We start from the raw sequence: 18,170 nt of genomic DNA, 5'->3' as shown, positions 1-18,170 counted from the left end.
GCTTACCCATAGAGTTGGTGGATATAATAAGGATAGACCTGCCTCTTGTGCGTAAAAGGTAAATCCTGAATACGCTTGGCCGTTGTGTCCGCCGGTAAAAGCGTAACGAGCTTACCCGCCAAGTGGGTTCCCACCAGATGACAACCATAGACCCCACCGTCCGAATTAAAGCTACAACCAAAAAGCCGCGCTAAAAGTTCCCGCATGGGGTAAACGCCGCAAAGACCATCGGAACGCAAAAGCGGGCATCGAAATTTCAGAGTTTTCGCCAAAGCGTCATGGCTCGGGCCACCTGGCTTAGCGGGCTGATTAAGCTCCACGATGGTGGTCTCGTTCTCAGCATAAATCTCTAACCCCTGCTCAATCATCAGCGTGCGCTCATTTTCAGGTACATTTTTCTGAACCCAATCCCAAGCACCATAGAACTCCAGTGGTGTTAAAAATACGCTCTCATGACAACAAGCATCGCAGCCGCTGTGGCACGGGAGGTTCAAGCCTGCGGTGTTTTGGGCATTTCGCTTGTCGATATCCGCATAAAGTGCACGAAGACCTGCTAGGGCCGTCTCCAAGTCTACACCGACCTGTTCGGCTACGCTGTGAAAATCGATAAGGGGATATGCTGGTGATTGAGCCACACCTAAGTGTGCCTCCTATTGACGCCAAAAAAAAGGCCGGAAGTTGGATAACCAACTCCCGGCCTGATTTTTTAGCTTTACTTAGCTAGTTGGCTATTACCAACCACCACCGTACTCAGTCATGCGACCGAGGTCTCGGACGATGTCCAAGAAGCTTGTATTCTCATTAACACCGCGCTCAGCGACGTCCAGAGCATACGTAGCGTCTAACAACGCTGTGTAATTTGCTTCACTTGGGTCTAGGTCGTGGGCATCGTTTGCCAACGTCCAAGCCGCTAAAGCTGGAGCATATACATCTGTTGCATAGTCCTGAGCTTCCTGAAGCATACGGGCACCAAGCATCATCTTGGTTCCAGTTTCTGCATCAGCAAGCTGAGCCTTGAGTTCTTCATTACCTGGGTCAGATACAAGCTGAGATTCCAGGTTCAAGAGAACTGACGTCGCGCCAGCGAGGTCGCCAGGAGCAATGTAAGTATAGTTGGTGATTGGATCGATGTAGGTTTCAACCTGGCTAACACCATTTTCATCCGTGAACGTCATGCAATCCATGTAACCGTCCAGACAAACCTTCGCGTACTGCGAGAAGTCAGCTGTGTAGTCAAACATAGAGTTGAAACGTGTGAACGGAAGTACAACTGCCCAATATCGAAGACTCCAAGTCCATGGAGACTCGACCTTAGCCATGTTGTCATAGTTAGGCATTGTGGCTGGGTCGTAAACATCTACAACCGGCTTCGAAGCAAACATATTAGTGTTTGCATCTACATGCCATCCGTAAGGGCTTTCGCCTGTTCCGAATGCACTACCGAATACGTCCATCATTTGTGGCTGAAGTGTACGCCAGTATGAAAGTGAGAAAGTACCGCTATCCAAGTAATCAGATAAATCGCGTACGAACGAACCTTCGTTGCTGGTCATTGCGAGCATCGCTACAAGCTTGTCCCAGTAGAAACCAATGCTTGTTGGCTTGTACATGTACTCGTCTGTCCATGTTGTGCGAAGTGGCTTACCTACACCCAGTGGGATGTCCATGGTTTCGCCAGATACACAGTCAGGAAGAAGATTGCCTTCGCCATCATCCCAGTGCTTGTAAGTGTCTCCCACGAGACAGTGCATACCTGCTTCAGGCTGATTAATAACTGAGTTCAAGTAGTTCAGGCCTTCCATTGCAGCAGACTGCCAATCGCGACCGAAAGGAAAGTCTGTGTATGTTAGGTAGTCACCATTTTTGTCAAAACCAATACCCTGAGTACCATAGAGGTAGTAACGGTAGACGGTAGACATTGGACCAAAGTAACGACCCTGCAGGCGGTTCAAGTATGAACGTGTGCTAGTTCCAAAACGTAACTTATCACGCTTGTAGTTACTGATGTAGTAGTATGCATTGTGACGCAAAGCACGGTCCTGAATGATTTCAGTGTAGTTTGCACCCTTATCCCATGTTTGACACGAAATGTTTGACGCCCAGCTGTATTCATCTGGACAGAATTCGTAAGGAACTTCATCAAACGGAATCGCAAAGTCAACATCACGCCAGTAGTCAGTCCACTCAGCGTATACATTTTCAAAAGGAATCATAGCACGTTGAGAAATTTTCTCAGCCTGCGGTGTACGGCCATCAACAGCATTCTTCCAGTACGAATTCAAGTACCGGTCGTACTGTGAATAGTTAAGATCTGCATTGTAGTCGGCTAGGTCGCGAACGTCCTGGTCGAGGTCAGTATCTTGTGAAGCATTATAGTTGCTGTTGTAATCCTGGTAGTAACCGTTGGCTTCTAGATAGTCAGGGTGACACGAAAGCGAGTTATCGCACGTTAGAGTGCCATCAAACCAAAGTGGAATGTTCTCGTAGTCATGGAAGAAGAACAGGTTCTGAAAGCCCAGAGCCAGATCAGACTGTGTTCCAGGAGTTTCCTGGTCATGGTCAAATACTTCAACCATTTGGCCGTAACCAAAGTGAATCGCAGCATTATCGTATGGCCCAAGACCCGCGAAGCTATCAGCATAAAAACGAGCATCGTAATCCATAATGGTTGAGTACATGAGGCGCTCTGCCATTGTTGGATTGCCGTTTTCATCAACACGTTCAACCTTGCGGGTTGTCGGGTTGTAGTCATCCCAGAAACCATGGTGGAAGTTCAGTGGATCCATAGAACCGCCGAAGTTGTGACGAAGACCTACTGTGTGACCGAGTTCGTGAAGCTGAACTGCACGATAAATGTTGCCACGCATGAAGTCATAAACTTCGTCCCAAGTCTTGCCCTGAAGCTCTGCCGCAACAGATGCCATGCCATCATCAGCCCATTCAGCCATCATGATGTTTTTGGAAGCAAGTTCCTTATCAAGTGCACGCTTGCCTGCGAGGAACTCTTCGCCGTCCAAAACCCACTCAAGTGCTGTGAAATCTTCGTGCTCTCCACCAATCATGCCTTGGTTAGGCTGATAGTGGGTAGCGCCGATAACACCGCGACGAAGTTCGTCGTTGGTTAGCAATTCTGTATCAATGTAGCTACCTTGAACACGTGATAGCTTCGCTCGCGAGCTTTCACGAGCTTGGCTCGCCATTTCAGGATGAATAGCGTCATGACCGATTACGTGCTCAAGAGCCATGCGCGCGCGCATTTCAGGCTGCTTGTCGCTCATAATAGGCTGCAGTTCATTATGGTTATGAACGTCTTGGTTCATCTGCTTCATCTTCTCGAGAGAGAACATGTCGCGTCCCATTTGGTTTTGCATCTGCTGGCTATCTTGTCCCATAGCCTGACGGATATGCGTACCGTTGATGAGGTCAGCAACAGTGGTGTCGCCGTTCATCATGGTTACAAGGTCAGCTGCATAGGCAGAGAGTGTATCAATTGAAGCACCATAAATGTTGGCGTTCGCTGAGATAATTTCACCCGTCAGTGGGTCAGCTGCGGAAGGACCGTAGCCAAGTGGACCACCCATTGGAGTGTCTACCCAGTGTGCGAAGCTGTAACGAACGTCGCCATGCTTCTGCCACTCAAAGCGTGGAGTGATGTCATACTGATCTGGACGACAGTTTTCCATGTCGTTCTCAGGATGGTCACAACCGCTCGCGTACTCAAGAACAGCACATGCGCGCTTCAAGTTACCCTGAGCAATCGTACCAATACCGTACTTCGCTAAAACGCCTTCAAGCTTATGCGTTGTGGCATAATTTGTTGCGTTTTCAAGGTTACAAGTGTTCTGCAGAATCTCGAAAATCGGCTCGAGGTCTGTTTCCCAGTTAACCGGTGTACCGTTGAGACTCTGACGAGAAGCAACTGTCTTACGGAAAAGCTTATCCCAGTCTTCAGCCATCAAGTTGGTGGCATCAGTAATAACCTGGTCGGTTGGGATGTCTGGGTTTGTGTAATAAGTGATTTTACCCGCGTTACGCTCTTTCATTGGAATCAACGAGCCGTCAGGACGGTAGTTTCTTTCCCAGAGGTTCCAACGGTTGATTAAGAAGATACGGTTGTGACGCGTGATTTGATACTCGTCGTCATAAGCTTGTCGCTCAGTACGGAAGTAACCAAAACGAGCAAACATTGGCTCTTGCTTACGGTCGCAGTTCGTCTCATCAACGATGCTGCATTCAATCAGCTCATCACCATCTTCTTGGTAAATCGGAAGATAATCGGGGTAGTGAAGTTTTTCGTAGTCACGCTTGCCTACGATACGCATGAAAGACATTTTCATTTTGCTTTCAGACGCGCCGCACTCCATGCCATTCATGTAGTAAGAGCAGTAACGTGGGTCTACTTGAGTCCAGTAGTGGCCCGTTACGTTGATGCTCGCTGCAAGAACTTCATTCGTGTCAGGGTGACGTTCTTCATTGATGTCTACACGGTGGTAATCATCAACTTCATTCTCTTGCTTGTAGTAAGCACCTTGTGACCAGTACGTAACCATACCTTCAAGTGAACTTGGGTCCATAAGAAGGTTAACAGACCAGTTCACACGCATGTGCTCACGCTCATACCATGGACGCGTCTTGGTATCTTCGATGATCTTGTTGCTTTGGTCACCCGTATTTGGGTTGTAGCTACGCATAATATCGAAGTGTGATTCGATGCGGAACTGAGCCACAGGGTTTCCAAGAAACTCTGTGTCGCCCTCTTCCATTTCCATGCCGTCTACGAGTTCGTGGCTGCGGTAAGCAGTCAACAGACGCTCGTCGATGCGCCACTTCACGCGGCTCATGTCACCTTCGTAACCTTCGAACACGCCATAATCATCATACTGAACTTCAGAAACGATTGGACGGTAGTACCATTCGCCTTCGAAGAGAGACTTACTAAGTTTATCTGGCTGGGTGAGGTCTACGTCACCGATGCCTGCAGAACATGCAGCCAAACCAGCAACTAAAGAGGCCATCAAAGCCAGGTTTCCAAGGAACCTACGCATGGTTCTTTCTCCTGAATTGTTTGTCTTGTGAAGATTCTTCATTTTTTTCATCCTCCTCACAGGTCAATGCCGTGTTCAAAAACGAGGTGCATACGACGCATGTACTGCAGCATCTGCTGAATCGTCGTATAGCGGCTGAATGCACGGCTACGAACGCGTCGTAGACGGTCATATTCCGCATCCTTGGCCCAAAAGTCATCTCGGTTCACAATGTTGTCTTGGTCCGCCATGTAAAGCACTCGTGCTGCTTCAGTGATGTCGAACTGAGTTTCAATTGCGCTCCAAGAATACGCTGGGTCTTCCAACGTAGCCACGTGCTCAGCACATTCTTCAACTTGCTGATAACCGATATCGAATGCACTTCCAGTGCTTCGTGCTCGGTAGACTTGTCCCGACTCTAAGAGTCGACAAGAAACAACCGCTGGGTCGTTCTCATCCATCGCACCAACATCGTCCATGGCACCCTCGAGAACAACACGGGTGTGTTTCGAGAAGTCCAGTGAGGTATCTAGAGGAGATGACAAGAACGCCATTCCGTAGAGAACACCCTGACGCTGCAGGTTGGTAAAGAGTGGCGGGATAACTGGTGAGTTAACAGCGGAAGCTCCGTTGTTCGCTACGAGGCCAGTTGAATCCACTGACTGATCGAGGTCGACCATTGCAGCAGGAATAAAGCCCGAGCCTTCAACAAACCGGCTTGCAAAACGCTTCTTGTCGCGAGTGACCATACTTGAAATCAAGTTAAGAACTTCAGGCTCATACAATCGCGCGAGGCTGATTGAGTAAGACCGACGGTCAACTGCTTGATCCATCCGTGGGAAGAATGCGCGTGGGTAAGTTAATGCCCAAATTGCATCTTGCTTATCAAAGTAAGTTCCAACGTATGTGAATTCCCAAGAAACAAAGTCATCACCAAAGTTAAGGAAGAGTGGCTGTGTGTTACCAACTTCAAGAACTTCACTGTTTGACTCAAGTACGATGCACTCTTCGCGGTCTGTACCGTAACCAATAGGATTGGTTGGGTCAGCCTGCTGAACTGAGCTGTAGCTTACGTACCAGCTTGGGTAATAAGACACATCGCTGTTGTCATCTGGATTAACACATCGGTAGTAACGTCCAGGCTCTGGCATCGCTACAACTTCTGAAATCATATTCAAACCACTACCAACGGCAGTTGCCATATCTTGCCCGAGGTCTGTATCGAAGAACGGACGGTCGAAGAGCTTATCTTCGTTTGCTCGGTACATGTACATGTACTGGTAAGTGTTCAAAACGCGGTAGAATGCGTTTTGTCCACGATACATCAAGCCGCCCATGTTCAGACGCAGACGGTGACGCAAGTAGTTGGTGAAGATGAAGTAGTTCTTGTAACGCACATAACGCGCTTCTTGAATCTCTCTGAAGTTCGCACCAAAGTCCCACACGTTACATGTCGGCAATCGGCCCGCATACTCATCAGAGCAGAAGAGGTAAGGTACTTCGTTTGCTGTTGCTGTTTCATACTCGGTCTGAGTCAAGCCAGGCTTGTTCCAGTCGAATACGAGGTCAGAACGGTCAAACATCGCAGCAACACTACCTGCGCCTTGAGCACTTGAGAGCTTGCGGTAGTCATTCTGAAAACGGAACTGACGAAGTTCTTCACCAGTTTTAGACGCTGAGTTGAACTGCTCAATGATTTGGCCGTAACCAAACTTAATTGCAGCTTCATCATACTTACCAAGTCCGTGGAAATCTCCGTTCACTCGACCATGGTAATCCATGATTGAACTGTACTTGTATTCTGGCTGCTTCTCAGCAATTTTTGTTTCCTCAGTAAGACCACTGTCTTCAAGGTCCCAGAACTTCTCATTGTAGTTCAGTGCATCGAATGACCCTTCGAAGTTGTGACGAAGACCAACGTTGTGACCAACTTCGTGCAGTGCAACTGCTTTGAAGATTTGCTCACGCATGAACTGGTACTTCTCTTCATGAGTCATCTCAGTCATTTCAGAGGCAAGACCAACGAGTGAATCGTCGAGTTCAGCCATCACGTCGAAGGTGTGCTTGCTCCAGAAGCTAAAGTTATCAAGCGCATTCTCATGGTTGTCTGTCATACGCGAACCGTGTGAAGGATTCAGTCTAGGATCTGCATAAGTGAAGTTTTCAACGCCATCACCAGGGAGCCATTCGCCTTCACTGGCAACCATGCGATCATAGTCAGAGATGAGGTATTCTTCTTCAAAAGAGGTACCCAATACTCGGCCAAGACGGTCATCATAATGCTGGCTGTTTTCCATTTCAGGCATCATCTGCTCTTTAGAGTCGCCCATGGAACGGAAACGGTCTTCAAGGCTCATGAGGTGCTCAACAGTTGCTTCGCGCTGTGCACGCTCTTGAGCTTCATCGATGTTACCGATGGTGTCTTCAGGAGCCAGGGGTGTATAATCTGGTGAGTTGTAGCCGTTTGGTACAGTTGCGCCGTTCAAGAGGTCTTGAAGGGTAATGTCACCGTTGATGTACTCAACGTACTCAACTGCGCGCTGTGCACTGCTATTGACTGTCCAACCCATCAAGTAAGCTGTCGAAACAACGTTGCGACCTGTTACTGGGTCAGCAAGCATTGGACCGTATCCAGACCATGAAGCACGGATGACGTTTGGAATCCAAGCAAGCATGTTCACACGTGGGTCACCTACCTGCTGCCAAGTAAATGCGTCCTCGAGGCCTCGTGTATGATATTCAGTCGCTGCACAGAAGTTAACAACAGTTTCCTCAGTCATCAGCGTGCCAGTCGTAACTTCGGCACCCGATGGAGTGAAGCGGTCAGACTCTCTTGGATAAACAGTTGCACGAACAGTTGCCAGAAGCTCTGGTCGGTCCATGAGGTAGCTCATGACTGCATCACGGGTACAGCTGTTTACGTGTAGCTGAAACATATCTGGAATGGTCGCATCATCAACGCTCTTACCTTGCAGTGAAGCAACGGTGCGCTTAAACACGCCGTTCCACTCAGCTGCAACTTCTTGAGCCGCGCCCATCATTTCTGCTGGGAAGTTGTGGTTCAAGTAGTAGTGGATAGGAGCAGGTGTACGCTCTGCGTATGGCATGAGATTGCCGTCTGCGAAGTATGAGTTTTCCCAAATGTCAAAACGGATGATTTTGTAATCAATTCCGCTTTCGGTGTGTCCGTACTGACGGTCATATGTAAGACGGTCAAGACGGAAGAAACCGAACTTTTCGAATACCGGAGCACGCAGCGCTTCGTTATTTTCTTCGTCGATGATTTCATTCCCTTCGGCGTCGTGGAGAGGCACGCTATCAGGGTAGAAAAGTGGGTTGTACTTGTCTTCACGAGTTTCATCTCTTTCCATGAATGCGTGACGCACCTTGGAAATACCAGAACCACAAGCCCATGGGCTAAGGCCCTTGTTGTAGCAGTCGTAAAGATCTGGCCACATATTGTGGTCTACAACAACATCCATGTAACCGTCAGCAGGCGTGATTCGCGCGCGCCAAGGGTTTGATGCTGCGTCTTCATCAACATAAGCCTGACCGCCTGCACCTGGAACGTTGTCCATCATCTCGACTCGCATGAGCCAAGGGTTGTCGGAGAATCCGATGCGGTTCCATAAGAGACGAACGTACTCACGCTCAAACCAAGGTCGCTCCATGTTCGGTGCAACAACGTTTCCGGGAGTCAACGTGTTTGGATCGTAAGTTCGCGTGATGTCGAAGTGTGCAAGGATAGGTATCGTAATCAGTGGTGAACCGAAATCACGGATATCACTGCCTTCGTATTCACCTTCTTCTGAGCCGTCCACCAACTGATAGTCGGTGTAACCAAGCATAGCGCCTTCTTCAACGCGAAATTGAACGCGCTGAATAACGAAAAGGTCACCAGAACCAATCGATGACCAAGCACCGCCAGTTTCAGGCGCGTCGACTACTGTACGACGGTAATACCATGTTTTACGTTCGCAATTACCGAGGTCGTCTTGAACGCACTCACCAGTTGCTTTGTCCATCTTGTAAAGAAGGTGGTCCTTCTTAACAAAACCAGGCTGCACATAATTGTACAGTTCTTTGTCATTCGCGCAGCCAGCAACGAGCCAAGAAGTGGCAAGTACTAAGGCTGTGAAGCGATAGGCAGTTTTAAACATAATCAATCCTCCACGACCGGTTTGGAAGAGCACCGGCAGAACTCAAAAATTTCGAATCAGTAAGAACCAGAAAGGCCAAAAGAGATACTTCCGTAACTATTGGCTGACTGGTTATCTCCAAAGCTGTTGTAAAAAAGCGGTAGAAAGAGGTCACCATTTTGCTTTTGAGCGGCATGGCTCGTAGCAATTGATGCACTCATACTTAGACTAAACGGCAGTTCCACCCATTCTTTGATGCCCTTAGACAATCCAAAAGAAAGCGACAAACCCGTGCTAAAGCGCTGGCGAAGGCCAACCCCGGTATCAGCTGCGCCATTGGTTGTTACACCACTTTCGCCGCCGTCAACCCACTGGGTATTGTCTGATGAGTCACGCTCGTCCAAAGCCATACTTGGTGTAGCTGTGGATGAGCCTGGGTTTGTGTACTGGTCAGCTTCAGACACAATTGAGTACTTGAAGCTGTTGCTAAACCCGAGTGAGTAACTCACGCTTAACAAGTCTGTGATTTTGTAGCTGAGGCCAAGCTTGTTGCCGAGGCTAAGGAAGGTTCGTCCACTTCCCTGCTCACACTGATAAACAGTGTTCATACCGTTGATAGCTGCCTGGATGGTGTCACCCTGAGCGGCTGCCGTGGTTTCGCCGACAATTTCCTGCGTACAGTGGCTGGCCACGTTGTTCCATGCAGATACGCCCGAAGTGTTCAAAGACTGACCAACGTTAGACGCATACATTGTGTGACTTAGGCTCATACCCAAGGAAACGCTGAAATCGCCAAAAGAGCGACTCAGACCTACTCGGCCGCTGAGGCCGCCGTAATTCTTATTCGCGTACCAGTTGGTAATTGCGGTTGGAGCGCTGTATCCAAGACCAGCAGAGACGTTGATTCCGCTCCACTCATCTTTGTAAACAACTGGCGCACTCAGCCCAAAGCTGGTGTTTCCAAATCGCACACGACGGTCATCGATAGCCTGTGGGTCAACCAGCGGGACTGAAAGCGATACGCTTGCAGAAGCACTCAGTGGGAGTACATCCATCACCTTGAAGCTATAGCGACCGCTTAAGCCCCAAGACTGTCCAGCATATTCAACTTGGTCTCGCAGGTACGGGTTAGCTTGGAAACTACCTGCACTCACTGAGTGACCAAGAGAAAGACTAACACCCCAAGGCTTCTTGGGCTTCTTGTCTTTTTCTTCTTCTTCAGCATCCACTGTTGCCGTTGCGTCTGCGGTAACGTCTGTGCTTGCAGCAGCTGTTACAGGAGCAACCTCAGCGGCGGGTGCCGCTTCAACAACAGGCTCAACTGTAGCAGGCGCTTCTTGCGTTGCTGCAACTTCTTCGGCTGGCTTTTCAGTGCCTTCGTCGCCTTCAGCCTTTTTCTTGGCTTTCTTGGCGTCTTCAGCTTTTTTCTTAGCTTCAGCCTTTTTTGCCGCTTCTGCTTTTTCGAGATCGGTCATCGCCTTATCAGCGTTGTCCTTCGTCTCTTCAACAGCTTCTTCTGCGGCTTCTTCGGTGTTGGATTCTTCGGTAGCAGACTCTTGTGCGTAAAGAGGTCCGCTTACTGAAAGGAAGAACGCTACCAGCGTCCAGTGGATGAGCTTCACGATGTGACTCCCCAAATGAGCGCCTTGTCTTACCCGTCGGTAATTCAAGGCATTAACAAAATTTACTAAAGCCCCACGATACCGAACTACGCAAAACGCAGCAGTCCAGCCGTTATCTCTAGTGCGATTTGTGAACGATTTACTCGCTGTTTTGAAATAATAGTGACCTGCTACGGGTTACTAAGATTTCATGGGTCTCCGATTGGGCAACCGCCGGATAACACTCGATTCAAAGCTTCGTCAACTGAATAATCTAAGTCTTCATGTGATCGAGATCACATAGACATCACACAATTGTATAGCCCTGACTTACTGTTATCTAACCGATTCCTTTACGGTTGTTTTACCCAACTCTCGCCGGCGCCTGAGCACCAGTAAAAGTCCTGCGAATACGGCCAAGTGATTCGATCCGTTCCATAGCGAGGCGGTTGGCCGCTTCGTAGGTTGGGATGCTTTCATCGGCCGCGAGCTGAAAAACACGCTTAAGGATGTCGTAAACACCCCGAGCCTGATTCAACGCACGTTCTTGATTATATCCTTCTAATTCGTTCGCAACGTTTATAAGTCCACCTGCATTTACGACAAAATCAGGGGTATATAAAATGTCTCTTTCCACGAGTCGTGCGCCATCTGCTGCTTCTTCTCGAAGCTGATTGTTGGCTGCACCGGCAACCACACTGCACTGAAGCTCTGGAATTGTCTTTTCATTGAGGCCGCCGCCCATGGCACAAGGAGCGAAAATATCGCAGGGCTGTGCATGGATTTCTTCAGGAGCGACTGCTTCAACACGGTAATCAGCGATTACCTTGCGAACAGCATCAACGTCTACGTCCGCTACAACCACTTTCGCACCGGCATCTACCAGGTGTCCTACTAGGTGATAACCAACGTGTCCGACGCCTTGAAGGGCAACTGTAAGGCCTTCAAAGCTGGAGGTTTCGAGTTTTTTCTCTACGGCAGCTCGCATCGCGCTAAAAACGCCCAAAGCGGTCACAGGAGAAGGGTCGCCAGAGCCACCCAAAGCGCGGGAAATACCCACAACCCAGTTGGTCTCCATACGCATCATTTCCATGTCAGCCATGGTGGTACCGGAATCTTCAGCAGTAATATAGCGGCCGTTTAGCCCTGCGATAAAACGCCCCATGGCACGCCAAAGCATCTCGCTCTTGTCGGACTTGGGATCACCGATGATAACGGCTTTGCCGCCGCCCAGGTTCAGTCCGGCAATACCTGCCTTGTACGTCATACCTCGAGACAGTCGCAGCACATCGATGAGCGCGTCTTTCTCAGAAGCATAAGGATACATACGACACCCACCGAGCGCTGGGCCCAGTGTGGTGTTGTGAATCCCGATGATGGCCCGAAGACCGGAGACTTTATCATTACAGAAAACAACTTGCTCGTGGTCGCGCTCGTTCAATTCTGCGAAAACTTCATAACCCATTTGCATTTCCATGCGGCGGCGAATAACGACTTTCGACCCCTGTCGTCAACCACCAGATACAACGCACTGCGGCAGAATCAGTGAACTTTTGGGTGATTTGGACCATCCGCGCGCCCTGAACAAAACTTGCTACAGCCCCTAAGTACATGGCACCACTGTAAAGTGGCGACCTAGCTCGTGTTTTGCAGTAGGGTTCCTCACTGGAGAACTTTATGATCCTCGTGCGGAAAGATTCACTCGGACTGATCGAAGAATTCGATTTGGACGAGTTCGAGGAAAAAGTTCGTAAAGGCCAAATCGGTCCGCACATGGAAATTTGCTTCCCTGTGGTCACCGGAGACCGGTTCGTCGTAGCCCGAGACCTCGAACTTTATCAAGGACTCTACCAAACCGATGTTTTGAACTTTAAACGGTATTTTCATCTGGGCCGTATACCGTGGCTCACCATCTCTTTGATTGCCCTGCTTTGCTGCGTCCACTACTGGTGGCCGGAACCACCAGGACGGTCCGCCGACCGTTTACTCCAGCGGGGAGCCAAAAGCTTGCCGCTCATGCTTGAGCTTGGACAATGGTGGCGCCTACTCACTGCCAACTTCATCCACGTTTCAGGCTGGCATCTTCTGGTTAACTGCCTTTTCCTATTCAATCTTGGCGGTCCAGCAGAGGCGATTTTTCGAAGGCTCGACTATATCTTTATCCTAGTCGCTACCGCGCTTGGTGGAACCCTTCTTTCAACCCTTGTGAATCCGGCCGTAAGTTGCGGGGCCAGTGGCATTGTATTTGGGGTCTGGGGCGCGTCCGCAACCTTTGGAGTTCGCTACCGAAACATGCTCCCCAAACGGTATAGACGATACTTTATTGGCAGTGTAATCCCCTATTCCGTCTTTGCCCTTTATATGGGTATCGCCATGCCCGGTATTGATAACTGGGGGCATCTAGGCGGCCTGCTCATAGGCAGCGGCTTGGCCTGTTTTCTACCGGCGCGAATGCTACGGCCCCAAGATCCATGGGCTACCTCTAAAATTCTCATTCTTGCGATTACCGCATTGGTCATTGCACTGGGAGCAAACTTCGCGGCAGGTACCGGCGACTTGGTCCGCAACCATTACTATCCTCGCAATGGACTAATCGTTGCGGTACCCCAAAATTGGCTTACGCTCGTCGAAGAACGGGAAATTAATACTGAAAACTATGCATATCATAATGAAGCAAGTGTGGTGATTGCATTTGAGACACGTGAGGTTAATCACCCCAGTAATCTCGAAGAGTTCACCAGAGAGTTTTTGGAGGTCGATTTTGCGCAACAACTGGAACTTCACAACACGCGTGGGCTGCGCGTTCAAGATCCAACCAATGCAGTCATCGCTGGATATCCCGCAAAAAAAATCGATGCGGATATTGTCACCCCTCGAACTGCATCGAATGCAAGCTACTATCTTATTACGCGAGGCAACTACCGATACATCATCAGCTTTAGTACGCCTATTTGGCTCAGAGATGCATATGAGGACCTTTTAGGAGCAATTATTGCAAACGTCGAAATTTCGGAACCGGCGAGGCTTTTAAACGCACGAGCAAAATTCGCAGAATCAAAAACCCCGATCACACAAGCAAAACTTGGCCTCGCCCTTTGCTACGCAGGCCTGTGCGCAGAGGGAAAAAGCTTACTCGCTGACAGCATTGAAAAGTGGCCCAATGCCGGACAACCTTTTGCGGCCTTGGCACAAATTTTATTTGAAAATCGTGAGCAATTGCCGCAAGCGTGCGGACTCATTCGGCATGCTTTGAAGCACCAAGCATGGGATGCGAATTTGATGATGCTGGCCGTCACGCTTCACGAGAAATGCGACGAAGAAGAAAGGGCTCACCGGCTTTTAAGAGCCGCGATTCAACGCTTCCCCGAAGACCGAGCCCTCAAGCTTCGAGCGAGAAAACTCAAACTTGAAGGCCTCGAGCAATTACTTGAGTCTATTAAGAAACCGAGCAAACCGCCTCATCAAGCTCCAAACTGATCGGGCAGTGATCTGACCCCAATGTATCCGAATGAATCTGCGCATCTTTTAGAAACGGCATGGCCGCTTCAGAGACCAGAGCATAATCAATACGCCACCCAACATTACGTTCTCGAACGCCTTTTCGATTGCTCCACCAAGTATAATGGCCTTCGGCATCGCCATTGATATGCCGAAAACTATCCACCCAGCCTGCCTCAACCCAGCGGTCGAGTTCTTCGCGTTCAATAGGACAGAAACCACTGGTCTTGTGGTTTTGTTTTGGGCGCGCCAGGTCAATTTCGCGGTGTGCTGTGTTGAAATCACCCATGACAACCACGGGGCGTCCTTTAAGCCGCTCAACCTCCAACACATCAAAGAGCTGCCGATAAAAATCGAGTTTGTAAGGGATTCGGCTGTTGTCGCGATTTTTTCCTGAACCGTTGGGGAAATAGACGTTGGCCAGCACCAAGGAGCCACATTCGGCTATTTGGACTCTGCCTTCACAATCAAAAATGTCTTCTCCGATACTTGTGCGCACTTTTTCAAAGTCACGCCGAGAATAAAAACCTACCCCACTGTAACCTTTTCGTTCGGCTGCACTGAAATGAGTCGACCAGCCCTCAGGCTCTCGTTGAGCCTCGGTCAGCTGCTCAGGTAAAGCTCGAACTTCCTGGAGCCCAACAATTTGAGCGTCCGTGGCTCCAAGCCAATCAGAAAAACCCTTTTTGTAACATGACCTTATGCCATTTACATTCCAAGACACGATTCGCATGGCTTCCAGCCCCTTCTAAGCATTAAGTCTACGACTGATTGGTCGTCTGCATGGCTTGGAATAAGTCGAGTGCTTACCATTGGCAAGCACTTGATTTTCCTAAAGGTCATTCAGATCGTATCCGTTCTAAAAGAGTGGACGAATCGAGGTTTTAGGCTGTTGACACAATCCAAACCTTCATTCATTTAGGCCAGTATCCGTAGACCCTTTCCGAGGGAGCAGCAAACGATTCGGATGGGGACTCAAAACTGACGAAAGAGTGAATTCATGGCCGGCAACATCCCGAAAAACCTACTCGTCCAACCGAAACAGGTTATCGCGAACCCAACAGCTTCTGAACTACGTGAAATGGTAGCGGCAATGCCGAACGCCAAGAAAACAGAGTTCGGTAATTACGCAGTTCAAGTGAAGGTAAAAGCTCGATCTAAAAAGTCGACTTATATCGTATCCGACACACCTGAGAAGCATACTGATCAGTGCATGACCCGTGTAAAAGCCGAAGAAATGGCACTGTTTCAAAATGAATACATCAAAGATCAGGTCATGTTGGTCATTGACGGTTTCATTGGTGGTGATCCTGCGACGCGTACATCTTGTCGACTCACTATCGAGAAGACCAATGCAAACATTGCGGCCATGCAACAGCAGCTCTACTTCAATCCAACGACTGAAGAGCTCGAAAACTTTGAGCCTGAACTTAACGTTATCTACACGCCAAACTTAAAGGCCGAAGGCTTCCCAGACGACAGACTCATCTCGGTAGACCTCGACAACAAAATCACTCGAGTATTCAACTCTGATTATTTCGGAGAATCGAAAAAGGGTGGCCTTCGCATGTGGAACAAGCTTGTCTATGACAAGGGCGGTCTTCCTCTCCACGCCGGTTGTAAAGTCATTCCAGTAGGCGACGACAAGCGCACAGCACTGATTATCGGTCTTTCTGGTACCGGTAAGACAACAACGACTTTTACCCAGCAAAACAGCAGCCAGCCTGTGCAGGACGACTTTGTCGCTCTGATGCCTGATGGAAGCGTTTTAGGAACCGAAAACGGCTGTTTCGCCAAAACTTTCGGCCTCAATGCTGATAACGAGCCAATGATTCACAATGCTGTTGTTCAGCCAGAAGCTTATCTGGAAAACGTGGCAGTTGGTGATGATGGCAAAGTTGACTTCACTGACAAGAGCTACACAGAAAATGGTCGGGCAACATTCCCCTTCCGTTTGATTCCAGAAGCAGCGGATCCAAAGACACTGCCTCCTGTAAGCTTTGTTTTGATTCTCAACCGCAACGAAAACATCATTCCAGCAGTAGCACGGCTTACTAAAGAGCAGGCCGCAGCATACTTCATGCTGGGTGAGACCAAAGGAACGTCGGCTGGCGGCGCAGAAGAGGCAGGCAAGGCACTTCGTGTACCAGGAACCAACCCCTTCTTCCCATTGCTCCACGGACAGCAGGGCAACCGCTTCCTCGAGCTCGCTGACAACCTTCCCTTTGCGGTTTATCTCATGAACACCGGCTGGGTCGGTGGTGTAGATGGAACAGAATTCTCCAAGAAGGTTAAAATTCGTCACTCATCGGCAGTCGTTCAAGGAATTGCTGACGAGGCGATCTCCTGGAAGAAGTGTGCAACTTTCGGCTACGAAGTTGCCACCAAGCTTACGGGTATGAACAACGGTGACCATAACCTCTTAAACCCTCAAGATTATTACGTAAGTACCGAGCGCAGTGGTGAGTATGAAACCATCGCCAGTGGACTTCGCGAAGACAGAAAAAGCCACCTGGCAAAGTTCCCTGGACTGAACCCGGTTCTGATCGAAGCGATTTCTTAATTCGTCACAAGACGAAGTAGGTGCTTGACACCCTCCGCGGATCTGCTAATTAGCGGCCCGCTGAGCGGGACTAACTCAGTGGTAGAGTGCAACCTTGCCAAGGTTGAAGTCGCGAGTTCGAATCTCGTGTCCCGCTCCACAATTCGAAAGAAAGCCGGTTGAATCTTATGATTCGGCCGGCTTTTTTTTTGTCCCAGTTTCATGCGATCTCCAGAAAATGCATTCCAGCCTCATCAGATGGTCAGAAGCTACCTTAAAAGGCTTTTCGCCTCTTAGAAAACACGCTATGAACACGCGCATGAAAAACCTATCTATCTTATCAGTCGCTGTCCTGTCCCTTTCCTTCGTTGCCTGCCAATCGGGCACGGATACTACTGCCGAGGCAAAACCTGCGGCGAAGAAGGAGGCCCAAGCCTTGACGCTCAAAACTACACCTACAAAAGCCCAAAAGCTCGCCGACACCCCTGCTGCCGGTAAAGCTAAGCCTAAGCCTGCACCGATGCCTGCACCAGATGATGTAGCAGCAGCCCCTGCAGACGCCATTAAGACTCCCAGCGGCCTTGCATCCAAAGTGATTGTAGACGGCTCTGGAACTGAAAACCCGAAGGCAGAAGACACCGTAGAAGTTCACTACACAGGCTGGACCACAGACGGTAAAATGTTCGATAGCTCAGTGAATCGCGGAACAACTGCAAAATTTCCACTCAATCGCGTCATCAAGGGCTGGACCGAAGGTCTTCAGCTCATGGTCATTGGTGAAAAGCGTCGCTTCTGGATCCCAGGCAACCTTGCATACGGTGATAAGCCGATGCGCCCAGGTGCTCCCTCAGGAACGCTTGTATTTGATGTAGAGCTTATCAGCATCAAAGCTGCACCTAAGCCTATCGCAGCCCCAACAGACGTTGCTGCGGTTCCTGCAGACGCCAAGAAGACTGCAACCGGAATTGGTTACAAAGTCCTCAACGCCGGAAAAGGTGATGTACACCCTAAGCAAACGGACCGAGTCGAAGTTCATTACACTGGCTGGACCACCGACGGTAAAATGTTCGATAGCTCAGTACTGCGCGGCAAGCCTGCTCAGTTCCCACTTTACGGCGTGATCAAAGGTTGGACCGAAGGTGTTCAACTCATGGTCCCTGGTGAAAAAACACGTTTCTGGATTCCTGCGGAACTTGCTTACGGCAACAAGCCTGGCCGCCCTGCTGGAATGCTCGTGTTTGATATCGAACTATTAAAAATTCTTTAAATCAAACGTCGTTTAAGAGCCGAATGGGGATATTCGGCTCTTAAATTCGACGGCTTGGGGGGACTCTGCTAGTCTAGGCACTTATGGGTGGGGTTGTTT

General features: G+C 49.3%; 9 protein-coding genes and 1 tRNA gene. 4 read left to right on the top strand and 6 right to left on the bottom strand.

What is annotated here, in order from left to right; translation table 11 throughout:
• Positions 1-2 precede the first annotated feature (2 nt).
• The 5 genes from HOK28_03670 to HOK28_03650 form a co-directional block, all read right to left on the bottom strand.
• Complete coding sequence (locus tag HOK28_03670) at positions 3-635, bottom strand: hypothetical protein (GenBank protein ID MBT6432165.1); 633 nt, start codon at positions 633-635, stop codon at positions 3-5.
• 96 nt (positions 636-731) lie between these two features.
• Positions 732-5,045: a hypothetical protein gene (locus tag HOK28_03665; GenBank protein ID MBT6432164.1), complete on the bottom strand. Its 4,314-nt coding sequence runs from the start codon at positions 5,043-5,045 to the stop codon at positions 732-734.
• Positions 5,046-5,101: 56 nt separating this feature from the next.
• A complete protein-coding gene (locus HOK28_03660) occupies positions 5,102-9,184 on the bottom strand; it encodes a hypothetical protein (GenBank protein MBT6432163.1) in 4,083 nt (1,360 codons plus the stop codon).
• A 56-nt stretch (positions 9,185-9,240) separates the two neighbouring features.
• Positions 9,241-10,785: a hypothetical protein gene (locus HOK28_03655; protein MBT6432162.1), complete on the bottom strand. Its 1,545-nt coding sequence runs from the start codon at positions 10,783-10,785 to the stop codon at positions 9,241-9,243.
• A gap of 343 nt (positions 10,786-11,128) precedes the next feature.
• A complete protein-coding gene (locus tag HOK28_03650; protein ID MBT6432161.1) occupies positions 11,129-12,229 on the bottom strand; it encodes a Glu/Leu/Phe/Val dehydrogenase in 1,101 nt (366 codons plus the stop codon).
• Positions 12,230-12,441: 212 nt separating this feature from the next.
• Between HOK28_03650 and HOK28_03645 the strand changes: the two genes are divergently transcribed.
• Positions 12,442-14,241: a rhomboid family intramembrane serine protease gene (locus HOK28_03645; GenBank protein MBT6432160.1), complete on the top strand. Its 1,800-nt coding sequence runs from the start codon at positions 12,442-12,444 to the stop codon at positions 14,239-14,241.
• Here HOK28_03645 and xth read toward each other — a convergent pair.
• Positions 14,201-14,995: an exodeoxyribonuclease III gene (gene xth / locus HOK28_03640; protein MBT6432159.1), complete on the bottom strand. Its 795-nt coding sequence runs from the start codon at positions 14,993-14,995 to the stop codon at positions 14,201-14,203. The genes HOK28_03645 and xth overlap by 41 nt on opposite strands.
• A 267-nt stretch (positions 14,996-15,262) precedes the next feature.
• Here xth and HOK28_03635 point away from each other — a divergent pair, with 267 nt between their 5' ends.
• The 3 genes from HOK28_03635 (at position 15,263) to HOK28_03625 (ending at position 18,071) form a co-directional block, all read left to right on the top strand.
• Entirely contained in the window at positions 15,263-16,825 is a 1,563-nt protein-coding gene (locus tag HOK28_03635; protein ID MBT6432158.1) for a phosphoenolpyruvate carboxykinase, read from the top strand.
• Between the two features lie 64 nt (positions 16,826-16,889).
• A tRNA-Gly gene (locus HOK28_03630) sits at positions 16,890-16,964 on the top strand.
• A gap of 147 nt (positions 16,965-17,111) precedes the next feature.
• On the top strand, positions 17,112-18,071 hold the full coding sequence (locus HOK28_03625; GenBank protein ID MBT6432157.1) for a peptidylprolyl isomerase: 960 nt from the start codon (positions 17,112-17,114) through the stop codon (positions 18,069-18,071).
• Positions 18,072-18,170: the final 99 nt, after the last annotated feature.

The sequence above is a fragment of the Deltaproteobacteria bacterium genome, from assembly GCA_018668695.1.
In the GTDB taxonomy this organism is placed as follows: domain Bacteria; phylum Myxococcota; class XYA12-FULL-58-9; order XYA12-FULL-58-9; family JABJBS01; genus JABJBS01.
Note: the sequence above shows the minus strand (reverse complement) of the source record. Positions and strands in the feature narration are given on the sequence as shown.